The organism is Pantoea sp. Ae19-2 (genome assembly GCF_059801205.1).
On record NZ_JBCHWE010000001.1, the window covers coordinates 3,473,717 to 3,492,020 of the forward strand.

Here is an 18,304-nt window from a genome sequence, read left to right on the forward strand (position 1 = left end):
TTTTTGCAGCGAGAGCGTTGTAGCAATGAAAAAACAAGCACGACTGTTAAGCGCATTAGCCTTGAGTATTGGAATGAGTCTTGCCGCTGCGCCCGGCGCGATGGCGACGCTACCTGCACAGATTCAGAGCCAGCCGCTTCCCAGCCTGGCACCGATGCTGGAAAAAGTGTTACCTGCTGTGGTCAGCGTGCACGTTGAAGGCACCCAGTCTGATGCCCAGGCCCAGACACAGGATATTCCCGAGCCGCTTAAGCGTTTCTTTGGCCAGTTGCCCGGTGGCGCCCCAAGCCAGCCTCAACCCTTTGAGGGGCTGGGGTCCGGTGTCATCATTGATGCCGCCAAAGGCTATGTTCTGACCAATAACCACGTGGTCAACGGCGCGGATAAGATCAACGTCCAGCTCGGCGATGGCAGCGAATATGATGCCAAACTGATTGGTCACGATGAGCAGACCGACATTGCTCTGATCCAGATTCAGGGCGCGAAAAACCTGACGCAGATAAAAGTCGCCGATTCGGATCAGCTGAAAGTCGGTGATTTTGCCGTGGCCATCGGCAATCCTTTTGGCCTTGGTCAGACAGCGACCTCCGGAATTATTTCGGCACTGGGCCGCAGCGGCCTGAATCTCGAAGGGCTGGAAAACTTTATCCAGACCGATGCCGCCATTAACCGGGGTAACTCGGGCGGTGCGCTGGTTAATCTGAACGGCGAGCTGATCGGCATTAATACCGCCATTCTGGCCTCCAGTGGCGGCAATATCGGCATTGGCTTTGCGATTCCGAGCGATATGGCCATGAACCTGGCCGAGCAGTTGATTAAGTACGGCGAAGTCAAACGGGGTCAGTTGGGTATCAAAGGTACCGAGATGACCGCGGACATCGCAAAAGCGTTTAACGTTGACGCACAGCGCGGCGCGTTCGTTTCTGAAGTGCTGCCCCAGTCTGCGGCGCAAAAAGCTGGTATCAAGTCAGGCGATATCATTGTTTCGGTCAACGATAAACCGATTACCAGCTTCGCAGAACTGCGGGTGAAGATCGGCACGACGGCACCAGGTGAGAAAGTGAAGCTTGGCCTGCTACGTGAAGGTAAACCGGTGAGTGTTGATGTCACCCTTGAGCAAAGCGCCCAGACGACGGCCAGCGCACAGCTGCTTTCTCCAGCCCTGCAGGGCGCGACTCTGAGCGATGGTCAGACCAAAACCGGTGATAAAGGCGTGAAGATTGATGCCATCGAAAAAGGCACTCCGGCTGAACAGGTCGGCCTGCAAAAAGATGACGTGATCATTGGCGTCAACCGCACGCGAATTCAGAATATTGCCGAAATGCGCAAGGTGCTGGAAGCCAAACCGCCGGTGATGGCGCTGAATGTGGTTCGTGGTGAGGAAAGTATCTATCTGTTATTGAGATAAACCCCGCACGATGGCGGACACAAGCACGTGTGTGTCCGCCGCTCTCATGTTATTCTCCCCAACGTTCTCCCCTGACGTGATTTAACACCATGTTTCTTAAACTCTTGCGTTCAGTGGTGTTGGGACTGATTGTTGCGGGCATCTTGCTCGCAGCGCTGCCCGCACTGCGTTTGGGCGGTGCTGCCCTGTATAGTCAAAATGACAGTAACGATGAAACGCCCTTTGGCTTTAATCAAGGGGTGAGGCGTGCCGTGCCTGCCGTTGTGAATGTTTACAACCGCAGCGCGCATGGGAACAACAACCGCGGTATTACCACGCTGGGCTCTGGCGTGATTATGAATAACCGGGGTTATATCCTGACCAACAAGCACGTTATCAATAATGCCGATCAGATCATCGTCGCTCTACAGGATGGCCGTTTTTTTGAAGCCACGCTGGTGGGTTCAGATGCCATGACCGATTTGGCCGTGCTAAAAATTACCGCGTCAAACCTGCCGGTTATTCCGATTAATCCCAAACGCGTCGCACACATTGGCGATGTGGTGATGGCCATCGGCAACCCCTATAACCTGGGACAAACGGTCACACAGGGCATTATCAGCGCCACGGGCCGCGTCGGACTTAGCTCGTCAGGCCGCCAGAACTTCCTGCAAACGGATGCATCAATCAATCAGGGGAACTCCGGTGGCGCACTAATTAACTCGCTGGGCGAACTCATGGGCATCAATACCCTGACGTTCGATAAAAGCAGCGATGGCGAAACGCCCGAAGGCATTGGTTTTGCTATCCCCACCGCGCTGGCAACCAAAATAATGGATAAGCTCATCCGTGATGGTCGGGTCATTCGCGGCTATATCGGCATTACCGCCCGCGAAGTGCCGCCGCTTCACGGCCAGGGCAACAGTCTCGATCGGGTTCAGGGCATTATCGTCAGCGTGGTGACGCCGGGCGGCCCGGCTGAGAAAGCCGGTATCCAGGCCAATGATGTGCTGCTGAGCGTAGACGGTAAACCGGCGCTCTCCGCACAGGAAACCATGGACCAGGTTGCGGAAATTCGTCCCGGCTCGGTGGTGAATGTGCAGGTGCTGCGTAATGACAAAAAGCTGACCTTCCCGGTGACGATTCAGGAGTTTCCGGACAGCAGTCAGTAGCGGTGAACGCAAACAAGGCCCACTGGAGGCCTTGTTTATCAGCTTAAACGGCGCTGCGCCATTCTGTCAGCACGGCGTTAAGCGTCAGCAGCGGTCTACCGGAAACGCAATCACCTCCGACAGCGACTCTGCCTTCAGCGCCAGCATAATCAACCTGTCCACGCCCAGTGCAACGCCCGAACAGGCCGGCATGCCGTGCTCCAGCGCGGCCAGCAGGTAGTGATCAATGGGATGTTGCGGCAACCCTCGCGCCGCACGCCGACGATTATCCTGCTCAAAGCGTTGGCGCTGTTCACGGCTGTCGGTGAGTTCGCGGAAGCCATTCGCCAGCTCAATGCCCTTGTAATACACCTCAAACCGCTCTGCCACCCGATGATCTTCCGTACTGATCTCCGCTAATGCCGCCTGGCTGGCCGGAAAGTGGTAGATAAAACACGGCTTGTCCTGACCAATCTTCGGTTCCACGCCCAGCATAAACAGCAGCATCAGCAAGGTATCGCGATCCTCTTCCCGACTGGCCAGCTCGCCCTCACCCAGTTTTTCCGCCGCCTCACGCAGCTGCGCTTTGTCGGCAGAAAGCGGGTCCAGCTCAAGGTGACGAATAAAGGCCTGCTGATAAGAGAGCGACTCCGCGCTGTCGCACTCCAGCACCTGCTGCAGCAAATCGTCGACCTCATTCATCAGGCGGTACATATCGTAATGGGGGCGATACCACTCCAGCATGGTGAATTCAGGGTTGTGGTAGCGCCCGGCCTCTTCGTTGCGAAAGCTGCGGCCCATTTGATAGATAGGGCCACTTCCGGCCGCCAGAAGGCGTTTCATGTGGTATTCCGGGCTGGTCATCAGCCAGAGATCGCGGCCTTCAGACAGGCCAGGGCCGACAAAGCGCGTCTGGAATGGCACCAGATGAATGTCGGTAATCGTGGCCTGACTCATCGCGGGCGTGTCGACTTCCAGTACGCCACGATCGGCAAAGAAACGACGCACTTCAGCAATAATGGCTGCGCGTTTAATTAAATTGGCAATCGAAGCGCCAGGTTGCCAGCTTGTCGTTTCACTCATGGTGACGGCTCCTGATACAAATAAGGGAGGGAAGTCTACTCGTAATGTCAGTGGCAAACAATCGTGGCGCAAGCCTGTCCAATAAACTGACCGGCTTCTATAATTAACAGGTTAAATAACAAAGGAATCTTTTTATGTCTCCATGGAAAACATTGGTCGCCAGCCTGAGTGCCTTCCTGTCCGTCGCCTGCACGACCACACCGCCAAAAAACGTTACCGTCGTTGAAAACTTCGACAGTCAGCGTTACCTCGGTCAGTGGTACGAGATAGCCCGGCTGGATCATGGCTTTGAACGCGGCCTCGAACAGGTTACGGCAAATTACAGCCCACGTGAGGATGGCGGCCTGAAAGTCGTTAATCGCGGCTATAACGTTAAAAAGCAGCGCTGGCAGGAGAGCGTGGGTAAAGCCTACTTCACCGGCGATAAACAGCGTGCGGCACTCAAGGTCTCGTTCTTTGGGCCCTTCTACGGTGGCTATAACGTGATAGCGCTGGATCCTGACTACCGTTACGCACTGGTATGCGGGCCTAACCGCCACTATCTGTGGATACTGTCACGGACGCCGCAGTTGGATGAAGGTGTGAAACACAAGCTGGTGCAGCAGGCACGCCAGGCCGGTTTCCCGGTAGATGAGCTGATTTGGGTGAAACAGGGCTAGAGAAAGGCCGGTACGAAAAACGTTCGTACCGGTTTTACCGTTACTGCGCGCTACGCTGGATTGCATGGCCGCCCGCTTCAACGTCTTCGCCGACGCCGCGCGTGGTGTTGCAGCCAGAAAGCAGTGCAGAGAACATCATCACAGAGAAAATCGCAACAATACTTTTCTTCAACATATCCATATCCTTTTTGGTTGCATTATAGGTACAGCTTTTAAAGCATAGACTGATTATGCAACGTCGCGAGCCTGAGCCGCCGAAAAAAGGAAGGCAGGAATAACTTATTTAGCCGCGCGCGAGATTGCGCCGCCCAGGTGAGATACGTCTTCGCCAAAACCGTGGAAGGTGTTACAGCCGCTTAGTCCAGAAGCCACCAGCAACGCCAAGGCGATAAGTTTTGCTCGTTTTTTCATGGTGAACTCACTCAAAAAAAGGCGCATCACAGGATGCGCCTTTCAGGGTTATTTTACGCGTGACACGTATTCGCCAGAGCGGGTATCAACCTTCACCACCTCGCCAATCTGCACGAACAATGGCACTTTAATGACTGCACCCGTAGACAGCGTTGCTGGCTTACCGCCCGTACCGGCAGTATCACCTTTCAGGCCTGGGTCAGTTTCAATGACTTCCGCTTCAACAAAGTTTGGTGGCTGAACCGCAATCGGTTTATCGTTCCACAAGGTTACGATACACTCCGCGTTGTCCTGCAACCACTTCTGCACTTCATCCAGCACTTTTGCTTCAACCTGGTATTGCTCAAAAGATTCCGGGTGCATGAAGTAGTAGAAATCGCCGTCGTTGTAAGAGTACTGCAGCGTCATATCCTTCACGTCTGCGCCTTCGGCAGAATCAGTTGATTTGAAGGTTTTCTCAACGCGTGAACCGGTCAGCAGACGACGCATTTTTACACGTGCAAACGCCTGACCTTTACCCGGCTTAACGAACTCGCTTGATTCGATGGCATAAGGTTCGCCTTCGAACATGATTTTAAGACCGGGACGGAAATCGTTGCTAAGATAAGTCGCCATAAAGGCCCTCTGTAGATATTAACTGGTAATAGCCAAAAAAATGGCACACATTGTAACCCTAAATTCCCCTTCCAGAGAAGATTGGTTGCAGCAACTTGCTGATGTTGTCACTGATCCTCATGAATTACTGCAACTTTTAGCGCTCGACCATCATCCGGATCTGGCTGCTGGCGGCGACGCACGCCGACTTTTTGCCCTGCGCGTGCCGCGCGCCTTTATCCGGCGAATGAAAAAAGGCGATGCGCAGGATCCCCTTCTACTCCAGGTCCTGACCAGCCGTCAGGAGTTTGTCGACGCGCCAGGTTATAGCACCGATCCGCTGGACGAACAAAATAGCGTCGTGCCGGGATTACTGCATAAATATAAAAACCGTGCATTGCTGCTGGTCAAAGGCGGCTGCGCGGTGAACTGCCGCTACTGCTTCCGCCGTCATTTTCCCTATCAGGATAATCAGGGCAACAAGCGTAACTGGCAGGCCGCGCTGGATTATATTACCGCCCATCCTGAACTGGATGAGATCATCTTTTCGGGTGGCGATCCGTTAATGGCAAAAGATCATGAGCTGGCCTGGCTCATTGACGCGCTGGGCGCTATCCCGCATCTGAAACGGCTACGTATTCACAGTCGACTGCCGGTCGTGATTCCGGATCGCATTACCGAGGCGCTGTGTCAGACGCTGGCGGAAACGCGGCTTCAGGTCTTGATGGTCACCCACATCAACCACGCCCGTGAGATTGATGAGGCGCTTTGTGATGCCATGCTGCGCCTGAAACGTGCTGACGTGACGCTGCTTAATCAGAGCGTACTGCTGCGCGGCGTGAATGATGATGCACAAACCCTGGCGGCGCTGAGCAATGCGCTGTTTGATGCCGGCATTCTGCCCTACTACCTGCATGTGCTGGACAAAGTGCAGGGCGCAGCGCATTTCTTCGTTTCTGATGAAGAAGCCCGGGCGTTGATGCGTAGCCTGCTGCCGCGGGTGTCCGGTTATCTGGTGCCGAAGCTGGCACGTGAGATCGGCGGGGAACCCAGTAAAACCCCGCTGGATCTGCAACTTCGGCAGGAATAAATCACGGGCGGCACACAGCCCGGTAGCCGCAAGCCTCATTTCCGCCGAGCAGCGGGCTGCCAACCCGTTGCACTGGCGGCTAAAAGCCATTGATAAACGCTAAAAAAACGACCGGCACATTGGCCGGTCGTCTCAAAAAATGTTGCCTGTTCAGCGCAGGATCAGTTAGGGCATTTATAGACCTGGCCGGTCATCTTGCTGTCGAGTGGTGCAAAGGCTGAAAGCAGGTTTTGTGTAGGACTGGTTGCGCCATAAATGACGTTTCCGCCCATTTCGGCAGCACGGTTCCGCAGGTCGTTAGCTGCACCGCGCAGCGCGCTGGTTTCGCCACCGGCTCCGCTTAACCAGTTACTTTGCGAGCCGGTCAGGCTGCCCAGAAGCTGACATTGTTTGCCAGGCTGCTGATCGGTAAAGGTGACGCGCTGTCCAGCAGAAGTCAGGTCGGTTGAGCTGCTGCAGCCTGCAAGCAATAACGCACCAGCCGTAAGACCGAGCAAGAGGTTAATACGCATTATAATCCCCATTTATTATCATCAGTGTCGGATGGCAGCGTAGCAGAAAAACACGCATTTTTTCTGAACATTCATTGCCCTAATCCGTGCCAACGTAACCGTTGCGCCCCTACTTATACCCTTTCCTCTGCAAAAGAAAAACCCCCGACCGTTTCCGATCGGGGGTTCTTATGACGCAAGCGTCAGGGGCGATTACATCATGCCGCCCATACCGCCCATGCCACCCATACCGCCAGCGCCTGCACCTAAGTCTGGCGCATCGCCTTTCGGCAGGTCAGTGACCATACATTCGGTGGTGATCATCAGGCCAGCAACCGATGCCGCGTACTGCAGAGCAGAACGGGTCACTTTGGTTGGGTCCAGAATACCGAAGTCGATCATGTTGCCGTATTCTTCAGTCTGCGCGTTGTAACCGTAGTTACCGTCGCCTGCTTTCACGTTGTTCGCCACAACAGAAGGCTCTTCGCCGGCGTTAGAAACGATCTGACGCAGTGGAGATTCCATTGCGCGCAGCGCAACTTTGATACCCACGTTCTGGTCTTCGTTCTGACCACGCAGTTCGGTCAGCTGTGCTGCAACGCGAACCAGCGCCACACCACCACCTGCAACCACGCCTTCTTCAACCGCAGCACGGGTTGCGTGCAGGGCATCTTCAACGCGTGCTTTTTTCTCTTTCATTTCAACTTCAGTTGCTGCGCCCACTTTCAGAACGGCAACGCCGCCTGCCAGTTTCGCTACGCGCTCCTGCAGTTTTTCTTTGTCGTAGTCAGAGGTGGCTTCTTCAATCTGCTGACGAATCTGAGTGACACGACCCTGAATAGTGGTTTCTTCACCCACGCCATCGATGATGGTGGTGGTGTCTTTGTTGATCACGACACGCTTCGCCTGGCCCAGATCTTCCAGTGCTGCTTTTTCCAGCTCCATACCGATCTCTTCAGAGATCACGGTACCGCCGGTCAGGATAGCGATATCCTGCAGCATGGCTTTACGGCGGTCGCCGAAGCCCGGTGCTTTAACCGCAGCCACTTTCACGATGCCGCGCATGGTGTTCACCACCAGCGTCGCCAGCGCTTCGCCTTCTACGTCTTCCGCGATGATCAGCAGTGGTTTGCCTGCTTTCGCAACGGCTTCCAGCACTGGCAGCATTTCACGGATGTTAGAAATCTTCTTGTCAGCCAGCAGGATGAATGGGGTTTCCAGCTCAACAGCACCTGTTTCTGGCTTGTTGATGAAGTACGGAGACAGGTAGCCACGGTCGAACTGCATACCTTCAACCACGTCCAGCTCGTCCTGCAGGCCGGTGCCTTCTTCAACGGTGATGACGCCTTCTTTGCCCACTTTTTCCATCGCCTGAGCGATCAGGGTACCGACGGTTTCATCAGAGTTAGCAGAGATAGTCCCTACCTGAGCGATAGCTTTAGAGTCTGAGCAAGGAACAGACAGTTTTTTCAGCTCTTCAACCGCAGCGATGACCGCCTGGTCGATACCGCGCTTCAGATCCATCGGGTTCATGCCCGCTGCAACGGCTTTCAGGCCTTCGGTGATGATGGACTGCGCCAGCACGGTTGCCGTGGTGGTACCGTCGCCTGCCGCGTCGTTCGCTTTAGAGGCAACTTCTTTCACCATCTGTGCGCCCATGTTTTCGAACTTGTCTTCCAGCTCGATTTCACGCGCAACAGAAACACCATCTTTAGTGATGGTCGGTGCACCAAAAGATTTATCCAGAACCACGTTACGGCCTTTCGGGCCCAGGGTAACTTTTACTGCATCTGCCAGTACGTTCACGCCACGCAACATTTTTACGCGTGCGTCATTACCGAATTTTACGTCTTTAGCTGCCATTTCAAATTTCCCTTAAATTCGTTTCGTTCAGTGAATTACGCGTAAAACTTACGCTTCAACAATCGCCAGAATGTCGCTTTCAGAGATGATCAGGACTTCTTCGTTGTCGATTTTTTCAGTTTTGGCACCGTAGCCTTCGCTGAAGATCACGACGTCACCAACTTGTACGTCCAGCGGCTTCACTTCGCCACTCTCAAGGATACGGCCTTTGCCCACAGCCAGGACTTCACCACGCGTGGATTTGCCTGCTGCAGAACCGGTCAGCACAATGCCACCCGCTGACTTAGCTTCAACTTCTTTACGCTTCACGATGACACGATCGTGTAATGGACGAATTTTCATTTGATAGCTCTCCTTTGAGAAGTCCAATCATTCATTTTTGGGTTGAATACCGGGCTGTGTGGCTTCCGGCCTCGTGACCAGAGAGATAGGGCCGCGACCTGACACTTTCAAGGGGGCAACCCACAAATTTTTTTAGTCTGATGATGCAACTGATGACTTTTTAGACAAACCGCGCGGACGGGTCAGAAGACAAACAAAAAGCGCGACCTGATGTCGCGCTAAGAGGATGAGATTAACGATCTTTTGGATCGTCATGATGTTCAAGGCGATCGCTGTCTTTGCGTTCGAACTCGCCATCCATTGTATAACCGCTGTCCGGGCCTGCACCCGGCCCCCGCCAGACGCGCAGATGCGGCATCAGTTTTAAGGTCAGGTGTTTTTGCACCGGTGGCAGTAAGAGCAGCAGGCCCAGCATGTCGGTAAAGAAACCCGGCAGCAGCAGCAGGAAACCGGCAATGATCAGCGAAACGCTTTTTACCATTTCCTGCGCCGGGCTTTCGTTACGAGCCAGCTTCTCCTGCATCAGTATAAAGTTTTTCATGCCCTGATTTTTTACCAAAGACACGCCGATGCAGGAGGTGAAAACCACCAGCAGCATGGTGAGCAGCACGCCAAGGACGTGTGCAACCTGAATGAAAAGCGAGATCTCAATCCAGGCCAGTACGAAAAAGATCACTAACGGTAACCAGCGCACCGGATTCTCCTGTGAGTCAGGCTGCCCGGCTGATGACCCGGCAGCGTAAAAATGATGATAACAAGATACAGAGATGGTCATTCAGGCCGCCCATTTCAACCGTGCCAGGCAAATTTTTGCTGCAGGGTTAAATTTGTGAGCAATTTCACATATTGTTAACGTCATAAGGCCAGTAAGGTGATCTCTGTTCGCGCTTTAGGGCTGGGTCAGAATAGGATCGTGCTCACCCGCCTGAATACGGATAAAATAGCGGTTCTGGCGCTTCCCCACAAAACAAACACATCATCTGCGATGGTTAGCAGTGACAACAAGAAGGTTATCATGGCGAACAACATTCGTATCGAAGAAGACCTGTTAGGCATGCGCGAAGTTCCGGCGGATGCTTATTATGGCGTTCATACTTTGCGTGCGATTGAAAACTTTTACATCAGCAACAGCAAAATCAGTGATATTCCTGAGTTTGTGCGCGGCATGGTGATGGTAAAAAAAGCGGCGGCGATGGCCAATAAAGAGCTGCAGACGTTGCCGCGTGACATCGCCAATACCATTATTCAGGCCTGCGATGAAGTGCTGAACAAAGGTCGCTGCATGGATCAGTTCCCGGTCGATGTGTATCAAGGCGGCGCGGGCACCTCGGTCAACATGAATACCAATGAGGTGCTGGCCAATATTGGTCTGGAGCTGATGGGGCATCAGAAAGGCGAATACCAGTATCTGAATCCCAACGACCACGTGAATAAATGCCAGTCCACCAACGATGCTTACCCGACCGGCTTTCGCATCGCCGTTTACAGCTCGCTGTTGAAACTGCTCGACGGCATCAGCCAGTTAGCCGAAGGTTTCCAGCGTAAAGCTGACGAATTCCAGACGATTTTAAAAATGGGCCGTACTCAGCTACAGGATGCGGTGCCGATGACGCTGGGTCAGGAATTCCATGCGTTTAGCGTGCTGCTCAATGAAGAGACGAAAAGCATTTTGCGCACCGGCGAACTGCTGCTGGAGGTTAACCTGGGCGCGACCGCTATTGGTACTCGCCTGAATACGCCGGATGGCTACCAACACTTAGCCGTTCAGAAACTGGCAGAAGTCAGTAACCTGGCGGTGGTGCCAGCCGAAGATCTGATCGAGGCCACCTCCGACTGCGGCGCCTACGTTATGGTGCACTCTTCGCTGAAGCGTCTGGCCGTGAAGCTTTCTAAAATTTGTAACGACCTTCGCCTGCTCTCGTCGGGTCCGCGTGCCGGCCTGAACGAAATTAACCTGCCAGAATTGCAGGCCGGCTCCTCAATCATGCCTGCCAAAGTGAATCCGGTAGTGCCTGAGGTGGTAAACCAGGTGTGCTTCAAAGTGATTGGCAACGATACCACGGTCACCATGGCGTCCGAGGCCGGGCAGCTGCAGCTTAACGTTATGGAACCGGTGATTGGCCAGGCGCTGTTTGAGTCGGTCAGCATCCTGACTAACGCTTGCTACAACCTGCTGGAAAAATGCGTTAACGGCATCACAGCCAACAAAGCGGTCTGTGAAGCTTATGTGTTTAACTCCATTGGCATCGTCACTTACCTGAACCCCTACATTGGGCACCATAATGGCGATATCGTCGGTAAAATTTGTGCCGAAACCGGTAAAAGCGTTCGCGAAGTGGTGCTTGAGCGCGGCCTGCTCACCGAAAGCGAGCTGGACGATATTTTCTCTGTGCAAAACCTGATGTATCCGGTTTATAAAGCCAAACGTTACACCGACGAAAACGAACAGTAAGGCTTAATTGTACTTACTGATGTAAAAGGCACATCGTAATCAAAACGATGTGCCTTTTTGTTTGTTAAAAGGATGAGTTTGCTTACCGGCTAATCCTGTTTGAGGAAGTGACAGATGTTCCTGATTGAGCTGTTTATCGTGTTGATGGCGATCTGGCTGGGCGCACGCCTGGGCGGCATCGGCATAGGTTTCGCAGGCGGCACAGGCGTCCTGATCCTGACGCTGGGCTTTGGCATGAAGCCCGGTGCGATCCCTTTTGATGTGATCGAAATCATCATGGCCGTGATCGCCGCGATTGCCGCCATGCAGGTGGCGGGCGGCATGGATTATCTGGTCAGCCTTGCCGAACGTTTGCTGCGTCGTCATCCACGTTATGTCACTTTCCTTGCGCCGCTGGTGACCTACATGATGACCCTGCTGGCGGGTACCGGCCACACCGCCTTCTCCACCTTGCCGGTCATTGCTGAAGTGGCGAAAGAGCAAGGCGTCCGGCCTTCCCGCCCGTTATCGATTGCGGTTGTCGCCTCTCAGGTCGCCATTACCGCCTCTCCCATTTCGGCAGCGGTGGTGTTCTTTGCCACGCTGCTGGAACCGCGCGGGGTGAGCTATATCATGCTGCTGGCGATTGCCATTCCGGCCACCATGGTGGGGCTGTTTCTTGCCGCCCTGGTGACCAATTTTCTGGGTAAAGAGCTAAAAGATGATGAGGTTTACCAGGCAAGGCTGGCGAAAGGTGAAGTGACGCTACGCGGCGAGACGGTTTATCAGACTCAACCCGGCGCTAAAAAATCGGTACTGCTGTTCCTGGCCGGTATTGCCGCCGTGGTGATTTACGCCACCGCCACCAGCGAAAGCGTCAACCTGATCGCTAACCCACCGCTGCCGCGCAATGAGGCGATCGTCGTGTTTATGCTCACTATTGCCACGCTGATCAGTCTGACCTGCAAAATTGATACCGGTGCTATCCTCAGCGCCAGCACATTCAAGTCTGGCATGAGCGCCTGCATCTGTGTGATGGGCGTGGCCTGGCTGGGCGACACCTTTGTAAAAGCCCATCTGGCTGATATCCAGATGCTGGCGGGCGATACCTTAAAAACCTATCCGTGGATGCTGGCGCTGGTGCTGTTCTTCTCTTCCATGCTGCTTTATTCCCAGGCCGCCACCGCCAAAGCCCTGCTGCCTGCCGCGTTAGCGCTTGGCGTAACGCCACTGACAGCCATCGCTTCATTTGCCGCCGTGTCTGCGCTGTTTGTGTTACCGACCTATCCCACCCTGTTAGCCGCCGTGGAGATGGACGATACGGGTTCGACCCGAATCGGTAAGTTTGTCTTCAACCATGCCTTTATTATTCCTGGCGTCCTTGCTATCACCTTGTCTGTCATGTTCGGCTTTATTTTTGGTGGGCTGTTACTGTAACTCCAGCCGGGCAGGGAACGTGCTACTATCGGCGTTATTTTCAACAGGATCGTTACGATGAACGCCGTTATCATCCTCTGTACTGCGCCAGACCAGGCCTGTGCGCAACAGCTTGCCACACAGGCGCTGCAGGCCAGGCTGGCCGCCTGTGTCACCCTCTTGCCGGGTGCAACGTCATATTATGTCTGGCAGGGCCAACTGGCGCAGTCCAGCGAAGTTCAGATGTTACTCAAATGCGACACAGCCCATCAGCAGGCCTTGATCGAACTGCTTAAGCTCGCGCATCCTTACGATGTACCAGAACTGCTGGTACTTCCGGTTCAACATGGAGACAGTGAATACTTGTCATGGCTGCACGCATCTCTCGCTTAATCACACTGGTACTGGCGCTGTTTATCTGCCTGCAGGCGCAGGCTGCCTTATTTTCCCCCAAAACCACCAGCCGCTTTTTGCCCGTTGATCAGGCTTTTGCCTTTGATTTCGATCAGCAAGGCTCGCAGCTTAACCTGCACTGGAAAGTCAAAGAGGGCTATTACCTTTACCGCCAACAGATTAAGGTCGTGCCCCATGATGCACGTATTGCGCCGTTAGCCCTGCCTGCGGGCCAGCCGCATGAAGATGAATTTTTTGGTAAAAGCGAGATTTACCCGCAGGATCTCAACGTGCCCATCATGCTGCAGCAGGCCGCGAAAGGAGCGACCCTTAGCGTAAGTTATCAAGGCTGTGCCGCCGCCGGCTTCTGTTATCCACCGGAAACCCGCAGCATCCCCCTTTCCCCGGTAGCCGCCACAATGTCCCCGCCAGCCGTTGCGCCTGCCAGCGCCAACCCTCTGCCCTTTTCGCCGTTGTGGGCGCTGCTGATTGGCATCGGCGTGGCCTTCACGCCATGTGTATTGCCGATGTATCCGCTGATCTCTGGCATTATCCTTGGCGGTAAGCGTAACTATTCACTGGGCAGGCTGTTTGCGCTGGCCATGGTCTATGTGCAGGGAATGGCGCTCACTTATACCTTACTGGGCGTGATTGTGGCGGCGGCGGGCCTGCGCTTTCAGGCGGCGTTGCAGCATCCTTATGTGCTTATTGGCTTATCGGCGCTGTTTACCCTGTTAGCCCTGTCGATGTTTGGCCTGTTTTCGCTACAGCTTCCCGCCAGCGTGCAAACGCGTCTGGCACTGTGGAGCAATCGTCAGCAAGGCGGCTCACTGCCGGGCGTTTTCCTGATGGGCGCGCTGGCAGGCCTAATCTGCTCGCCCTGCACCACTGCGCCACTCAGCGCGATTCTGCTTTATATCGCGCAGAGCGGAAACCTGCTGGCCGGTGCCGGTACGCTGTGGCTGTATGCCGTCGGGATGGGATTGCCGTTGATTGCCGTTACCCTGTTTGGCAACCGCTTTCTCCCTAAAAGCGGCCCCTGGATGCAGACCGTCAAAGAAGGATTTGGTTTTGTTATTCTCGCGCTGCCGGTCTTCCTGCTGGAGCGGATACTGGGCGATCTGTGGGGCATGCGTTTGTGGAGCCTTTTGGCCGTGGCATTCTTTGCCTGGGCATTCAGCGCGAGCTTACGCGCCAGCGGCGGCAAATGGCGCGTGATGCAAATTATGATGCTGGTCGCCGCCCTGATCAGCGCCCGCCCGTTGCAGGACTGGGCCTTTGGCAGCGGCGCGCCGCAGCAAAACATCGCGCACCTTCCCTTTCAGCCTGTTCAAACCCTTGAACAGGTAGACCAGGCCCTGCAGCAGGCTCAGGGCCGTATCACCATGGTGGATCTCTATGCGGACTGGTGCGTGGCCTGTAAAGAGTTTGAAAAATATACTTTTAGCGACAGCGCGGTACGTGACAGCCTGAACAATGTGCAGCTGTTGCAGGCTAACGTCACGGCGAACACCGCCACCGATAATGCGCTGTTGCAGCATTTGCACGTGCTCGGGTTACCCACGATTTTGTTCTTTGATGCGACAGGAAAAGAGATCCCGGAATCGCGTATTACCGGCTTCCTGAAGGCGAATGATTTTCGCGCGCATTTGCAGAAATTGCATGAGTAAACAACACTGGAACCAGGACACAGTCTGCTGAACAAAACAGGCTTGCACACCAGAGGAGAACGATTTGCAACGTGAACAGATACTTGACCATGCGTTAAACGTACTGGAACAAAACGGTCTGGCGGCGACCTCATCGCTGGCAATCCTGGCCGATGATATGCAGCTCAGCCTGACACAGCTTGAACAGTTTTGGCCCGATCGTGACGCGCTGCTCTACGATGCACTGCAGTTTCACGCCCAGCAGATTGAACAGTGGCGCCATGACATTCTGCAGAACGACGCTCTGCGTCCTGATCAGAAGCTGATGGCACGCTATGAAGGATTAAACGAGCAGGTCAACAAGGGCCGCTTTCCCGGTTGCCTGTTTATCGCCGCCTGCAGTTTTTATCCCCAGCCCGATCAGCCCATCCATCAGTTGGCAGAAAAGCAGAAGCGCGCCTCATGGCAATTTACGCATACCATCTTAACCTCGCTTGGTCTGGATAATCCCAGTATGGTTGCCGATCAAATGGAACTGATACTGGAAGGCTGCCTGAGCAAACTGCTGGTTAAACGCAACGTGCAGGACGTTGATGTGGCGAAACGCCTGGCGGAAGACGTATTGAGTATCGCCCTCTGCCGTAAAAACGGCGCACTGGCCTGAGTTTCATCGTCTTTGACTGAAATTCAGGCAATCAGTCACGTTTTGCGTGGTTTTTTTATCAAAGCCGTTGACGGCCTGCGGCCTTTACGGTTTAATGCGCCCCGTTGCCCGAATAGCTCAGTCGGTAGAGCAGGGGATTGAAAATCCCCGTGTCCCTGGTTCGATTCCGGGTTCGGGCACCATATTATTGTCTTGGGATAGCTTAGTCAGTCCGGAGACATAAAAAATCAGTACGTTAAATAAACCCGATGATATCACTGAATATCAACGGGTTTTTTTAAATCTGGATTTTAGGGTATAACTGCAAGCTCGTGGGTTCGATAAACGCTGGAACCCCCATCAATACGCCATCCGCACTGCCACGCTGCACAATGAACCTGACAAGCTGCAGCAACATCATTCAACGAACAGCGCTATGCTCTGGCAACCCATGCAAGCACGACACGCGTCGCCAGTAGGGTTATATTTCGGCGTGACAATCCCGGCAGCTGATTTTGCAGATGTGGGGGCAAAATGGCGATCGGTAAAGGCCCGCAAACAGTTTTATGCGGTTTAGCGAGGCGCGACGCTGATATCGGATCCGCCCTGCAAAACCCTATTAGGGAATAATGTGATCGCGGCCTGTCCGTTGATTAGCAGACAGGAATCCCTCACGGCGTGCAGCGAGTCGCTGATTTCAGGCTCTGATTTTTTCTGGTGGAAAAGGGAATTCATCGCTGTTTAGATAAATTTGTGCACAACCGACACGTCTTAAAGCGTAGTGTCAATCACCTGAGAACAGAGCCTGACATTTCTTTCAATGTGTGCCCGACGCATTACTGAAGATGGATGGGCGTACAGGGTATTTAATTCCCTGCCGGATACATTTAATTCAGCCAGACCGAAACTGGCTAGCCCTGATTATAACTGGATTAAACTCGGGGTCAGGATTAGACGTTAGGATATAATGATAAGGTTAAATCTGATTGAGGCGGCGCGGTGCCAGAGCGCTAACGACGAAATCCGTTCTACATCAATTATTCATAAAAAACGAAAGTCAGTCGTAAAGCATTGGCAATAAAAATTTAAAAAAGAGGGTGACATATAATCTCACCCTCTTTAACTTCCAGTTTTACATATACCAATTACTTACAACGTTGTTTTTATCAAACCAAACGGATAAATAATCACTATGTTGCTCAGTATTGCCAGTCAGTTTGCCGGATGCTTTTGTCATTGACTCAGAGGCACCTTGCGCACTCGAAGCCATGCCAACGGCGCTTGAGAGGGCACTCACGCCCGGAATATATCCTAAGACGCTTGACGCAGTACTTAAGTTTCCACCCTTTCTATAACGCCAGTTGACCGAACCATCTGAGGATGAACTTTGATCGTCAGGTACGCCATAAAGCGCCTTGACTTCAGCCTGTGTGGTTTTGTTGGCTATGATATGGGATGAAACATAAGTGCGGCTAAATTTATCCTCCCCACCCGATGTGCTACATCCTGTTAATACGAACATTATTGTGAAAAGAACCATGATGCTTTTCATTTTTTTCTCCATGAGTTGTGAACGACTGACCGCTTTATGGAATCGATAAAAAAGGTGAGTTAGCTTTTATTAATATTGAATGTCTTGAGTTTGAATAAACACCCGCTTGCCCCTTTTAAAGGCTTCGCGTCAACAGGTATAGACGTGAGAAAATCACCGGCAGTACTTACAGAACATCCCGCGGTATCCATTGCTGAATCATCAAAACCCCATTTTAATCCACCTGACCACATACAGACCTCTTGTTTACCATTACTCCAGGCAGTACAGGGAATACCTTTATATTGCTTTTCTCCCGTTATTTTCCAGCCGACAGACTGGGCATTCTGATGATTTTGAATGCGACTGTCGCTGTCGATAGCCTGATACATTCCTTCCTCTGCAGCATCTTTAACTTCGTTTTGGTCTGTGTGTTCTTCGAGTGTAATCATACAGGCATGCTGAGCATCCTCACCCTCAGCGCCCATCGTCCAGCTGACTTCCTTAGCAACCTGATGATGTCCATCAATAGATATCTCTACCTCTCCCTTACCCAGCCTGGCCTCATCTTGTGCTGAAAGCGCTTTGAAAGGCATACCGGAACCCTTGCAGGCATCAAGTTTCACTTGATAATTCTTGCGTGCAAGGTTTTCACCATTTGGCAACCACTCCCATTCAAGTACCACATGCATTGTCGGGAGCGCCAGGGCACTACCCTCTGAATGAGAGGCTTTGTCACTGTTTTCTTTATAGTCGTCTTGATTATCTGTGGCAGATAATATTCCAGCAGACTGGGCATAAGCACCACCGCCAGAAAAAAAACAAAAAATAAAAGCGATAAGCGCTGAAAAGAGCGCCGCTATGCTTCTGTTAAAAACAGCGTTGCGTGTCTTTTTTACGAAGCATAATGGAATGTTTTTTTTGTTTTTTTTCATTTTTACCTTCAAGTAATTTTTACTATAAAGCTTCAATGAAAGTTAATATCAAGTAAATCTGGCATGACAGATTTATTTGATATCAATATTATGACCAGGTAGCTTTAACGCGTTGATTTTGATACCGGTGTATTGGGAATCAACTTCGCACCTTCAGGTCTTTTCGGACAAACGCCAGAAGAATACCCTCTGGTTATTAGGCCATTTTCAACACGAAAACGCTGAAAGCAGGTGG

General features: G+C 52.9%; 19 protein-coding genes and 1 tRNA gene. 10 read left to right on the forward strand and 10 right to left on the reverse strand.

Features of this window, described 5'->3' with window-relative positions; translation table 11 throughout:
- Window positions 1–25 precede the first annotated feature (25 nt).
- Both degQ and degS read left to right on the forward strand, forming a co-directional pair.
- Window positions 26–1,408, forward strand: coding sequence for a serine endoprotease DegQ (gene degQ / locus AAIE03_RS16000; RefSeq protein WP_014595149.1), 1,383 nt, complete (start codon window positions 26–28; stop codon window positions 1,406–1,408).
- Between the two features lie 89 nt (window positions 1,409–1,497).
- Entirely contained in the window at window positions 1,498–2,559 is a 1,062-nt protein-coding gene (degS, locus tag AAIE03_RS16005) for an outer membrane-stress sensor serine endopeptidase DegS (RefSeq protein ID WP_013024309.1), read from the forward strand.
- Window positions 2,560–2,643: 84 nt separating this feature from the next.
- Here degS and epmA read toward each other — a convergent pair whose 3' ends face one another.
- Complete coding sequence (gene epmA / locus AAIE03_RS16010; RefSeq protein WP_029569496.1) at window positions 2,644–3,621, reverse strand: elongation factor P--(R)-beta-lysine ligase; 978 nt, start codon at window positions 3,619–3,621, stop codon at window positions 2,644–2,646.
- A gap of 134 nt (window positions 3,622–3,755) precedes the next feature.
- Here epmA and AAIE03_RS16015 point away from each other — a divergent pair, with 134 nt between their 5' ends.
- Window positions 3,756–4,280, forward strand: coding sequence for a lipocalin family protein (locus tag AAIE03_RS16015; protein ID WP_013024307.1), 525 nt, complete (start codon window positions 3,756–3,758; stop codon window positions 4,278–4,280).
- Between the two features lie 40 nt (window positions 4,281–4,320).
- On the opposite strand, the gene AAIE03_RS16020 is transcribed toward AAIE03_RS16015, so the two are convergent.
- The 3 genes from AAIE03_RS16020 to efp all read right to left on the reverse strand — a co-directional run bounded on the left by AAIE03_RS16020 (window position 4,321) and on the right by efp (window position 5,306).
- Window positions 4,321–4,455, reverse strand: coding sequence for an entericidin A/B family lipoprotein (locus AAIE03_RS16020; protein WP_014606758.1), 135 nt, complete (start codon window positions 4,453–4,455; stop codon window positions 4,321–4,323).
- Between the two features lie 104 nt (window positions 4,456–4,559).
- On the reverse strand, window positions 4,560–4,691 hold the full coding sequence (locus AAIE03_RS16025) for an entericidin A/B family lipoprotein (protein WP_024472200.1): 132 nt from the start codon (window positions 4,689–4,691) through the stop codon (window positions 4,560–4,562).
- 48 nt (window positions 4,692–4,739) lie between these two features.
- Window positions 4,740–5,306 carry an elongation factor P gene (gene efp, locus AAIE03_RS16030; protein ID WP_013024304.1) on the reverse strand — a complete coding sequence of 189 codons (567 nt, stop codon included), beginning with the start codon at window positions 5,304–5,306 and terminating at the stop codon, window positions 4,740–4,742.
- Window positions 5,307–5,346: 40 nt separating this feature from the next.
- Here efp and epmB point away from each other — a divergent pair, with 40 nt between their 5' ends.
- Window positions 5,347–6,375: an EF-P beta-lysylation protein EpmB gene (epmB, locus tag AAIE03_RS16035; protein WP_013024303.1), complete on the forward strand. Its 1,029-nt coding sequence runs from the start codon at window positions 5,347–5,349 to the stop codon at window positions 6,373–6,375.
- A gap of 161 nt (window positions 6,376–6,536) precedes the next feature.
- Here the strand turns inward: epmB and AAIE03_RS16040 are convergent, their stop codons facing one another.
- The 4 genes from AAIE03_RS16040 to AAIE03_RS16055 all read right to left on the reverse strand — a co-directional run bounded on the left by AAIE03_RS16040 (window position 6,537) and on the right by AAIE03_RS16055 (window position 9,765).
- Window positions 6,537–6,887 carry a DUF4156 domain-containing protein gene (locus AAIE03_RS16040; RefSeq protein ID WP_014606760.1) on the reverse strand — a complete coding sequence of 117 codons (351 nt, stop codon included), beginning with the start codon at window positions 6,885–6,887 and terminating at the stop codon, window positions 6,537–6,539.
- Window positions 6,888–7,079: 192 nt separating this feature from the next.
- Window positions 7,080–8,729: a chaperonin GroEL gene (gene groL / locus AAIE03_RS16045; protein ID WP_013024301.1), complete on the reverse strand. Its 1,650-nt coding sequence runs from the start codon at window positions 8,727–8,729 to the stop codon at window positions 7,080–7,082.
- Between the two features lie 48 nt (window positions 8,730–8,777).
- Window positions 8,778–9,071, reverse strand: coding sequence for a co-chaperone GroES (locus tag AAIE03_RS16050; protein ID WP_014606761.1), 294 nt, complete (start codon window positions 9,069–9,071; stop codon window positions 8,778–8,780).
- Window positions 9,072–9,303: 232 nt separating this feature from the next.
- The gene (locus AAIE03_RS16055; protein WP_013024299.1) at window positions 9,304–9,765 is read right to left on the reverse strand and encodes an FxsA family protein; all 462 of its coding nucleotides are present in this window, start codon (window positions 9,763–9,765) and stop codon (window positions 9,304–9,306) included.
- Between the two features lie 321 nt (window positions 9,766–10,086).
- Here AAIE03_RS16055 and aspA point away from each other — a divergent pair, with 321 nt between their 5' ends.
- The 6 genes from aspA (at window position 10,087) to AAIE03_RS16085 (ending at window position 15,806) form a co-directional block, all read left to right on the forward strand.
- A complete protein-coding gene (gene aspA, locus AAIE03_RS16060) occupies window positions 10,087–11,523 on the forward strand; it encodes an aspartate ammonia-lyase (RefSeq protein WP_015701111.1) in 1,437 nt (478 codons plus the stop codon).
- A 114-nt stretch (window positions 11,524–11,637) separates the two neighbouring features.
- Window positions 11,638–12,939, forward strand: a complete 1,302-nt coding sequence (locus tag AAIE03_RS16065) for an anaerobic C4-dicarboxylate transporter (protein WP_013024297.1) — start codon at window positions 11,638–11,640, stop codon at window positions 12,937–12,939.
- A 48-nt stretch (window positions 12,940–12,987) separates the two neighbouring features.
- On the forward strand, window positions 12,988–13,311 hold the full coding sequence (cutA, locus tag AAIE03_RS16070) for a divalent cation tolerance protein CutA (protein WP_024472201.1): 324 nt from the start codon (window positions 12,988–12,990) through the stop codon (window positions 13,309–13,311).
- On the forward strand, window positions 13,287–14,981 hold the full coding sequence (locus AAIE03_RS16075) for a protein-disulfide reductase DsbD (RefSeq protein WP_238493915.1): 1,695 nt from the start codon (window positions 13,287–13,289) through the stop codon (window positions 14,979–14,981). Before cutA ends, AAIE03_RS16075 begins: the two co-directional genes overlap by 25 nt.
- 64 nt (window positions 14,982–15,045) lie before the next feature.
- Entirely contained in the window at window positions 15,046–15,624 is a 579-nt protein-coding gene (gene dicD, locus AAIE03_RS16080) for a division control transcriptional repressor DicD (protein WP_014606765.1), read from the forward strand.
- 106 nt (window positions 15,625–15,730) lie between these two features.
- A tRNA-Phe gene (locus AAIE03_RS16085) sits at window positions 15,731–15,806 on the forward strand.
- Between the two features lie 929 nt (window positions 15,807–16,735).
- Here AAIE03_RS16085 and AAIE03_RS16090 read toward each other — a convergent pair.
- The gene (locus AAIE03_RS16090) at window positions 16,736–17,155 is read right to left on the reverse strand and encodes a hypothetical protein (protein WP_014606869.1); all 420 of its coding nucleotides are present in this window, start codon (window positions 17,153–17,155) and stop codon (window positions 16,736–16,738) included.
- A gap of 59 nt (window positions 17,156–17,214) precedes the next feature.
- Window positions 17,215–18,069 (reverse strand): hypothetical protein, encoded by an 855-nt coding sequence (locus AAIE03_RS16095; protein ID WP_019105620.1) that lies wholly within the window; start codon window positions 18,067–18,069, stop codon window positions 17,215–17,217.
- Window positions 18,070–18,304: the final 235 nt, after the last annotated feature.

Bases quoted from the DNA above. Each gene is read 5' to 3' on its own strand.
- degQ (WP_014595149.1), top strand. From the start codon at position 26: ATGAAAAAACAAGCACGACTGTTAAGCGCATTAGCCTTGAGTATTGGA.
- degS (WP_013024309.1), top strand. From the start codon at position 1,498: ATGTTTCTTAAACTCTTGCGTTCAGTGGTGTTGGGACTGATTGTTGCG.
- epmA (WP_029569496.1), bottom strand. From the start codon at position 3,621: ATGAGTGAAACGACAAGCTGGCAACCTGGCGCTTCGATTGCCAATTTA.
- AAIE03_RS16015 (WP_013024307.1), top strand. From the start codon at position 3,756: ATGTCTCCATGGAAAACATTGGTCGCCAGCCTGAGTGCCTTCCTGTCC.
- AAIE03_RS16020 (WP_014606758.1), bottom strand. From the start codon at position 4,455: ATGTTGAAGAAAAGTATTGTTGCGATTTTCTCTGTGATGATGTTCTCT.
- AAIE03_RS16025 (WP_024472200.1), bottom strand. From the start codon at position 4,691: ATGAAAAAACGAGCAAAACTTATCGCCTTGGCGTTGCTGGTGGCTTCT.
- efp (WP_013024304.1), bottom strand. From the start codon at position 5,306: ATGGCGACTTATCTTAGCAACGATTTCCGTCCCGGTCTTAAAATCATG.
- epmB (WP_013024303.1), top strand. From the start codon at position 5,347: ATGGCACACATTGTAACCCTAAATTCCCCTTCCAGAGAAGATTGGTTG.
- AAIE03_RS16040 (WP_014606760.1), bottom strand. From the start codon at position 6,887: ATGCGTATTAACCTCTTGCTCGGTCTTACGGCTGGTGCGTTATTGCTT.
- groL (WP_013024301.1), bottom strand. From the start codon at position 8,729: ATGGCAGCTAAAGACGTAAAATTCGGTAATGACGCACGCGTAAAAATG.
- AAIE03_RS16050 (WP_014606761.1), bottom strand. From the start codon at position 9,071: ATGAAAATTCGTCCATTACACGATCGTGTCATCGTGAAGCGTAAAGAA.
- aspA (WP_015701111.1), top strand. From the start codon at position 10,087: ATGGCGAACAACATTCGTATCGAAGAAGACCTGTTAGGCATGCGCGAA.
- AAIE03_RS16065 (WP_013024297.1), top strand. From the start codon at position 11,638: ATGTTCCTGATTGAGCTGTTTATCGTGTTGATGGCGATCTGGCTGGGC.
- AAIE03_RS16075 (WP_238493915.1), top strand. From the start codon at position 13,287: ATGGCTGCACGCATCTCTCGCTTAATCACACTGGTACTGGCGCTGTTT.
- AAIE03_RS16090 (WP_014606869.1), bottom strand. From the start codon at position 17,155: ATGAAAAGCATCATGGTTCTTTTCACAATAATGTTCGTATTAACAGGA.
- AAIE03_RS16095 (WP_019105620.1), bottom strand. From the start codon at position 18,069: ATGAAAAAAAACAAAAAAAACATTCCATTATGCTTCGTAAAAAAGACA.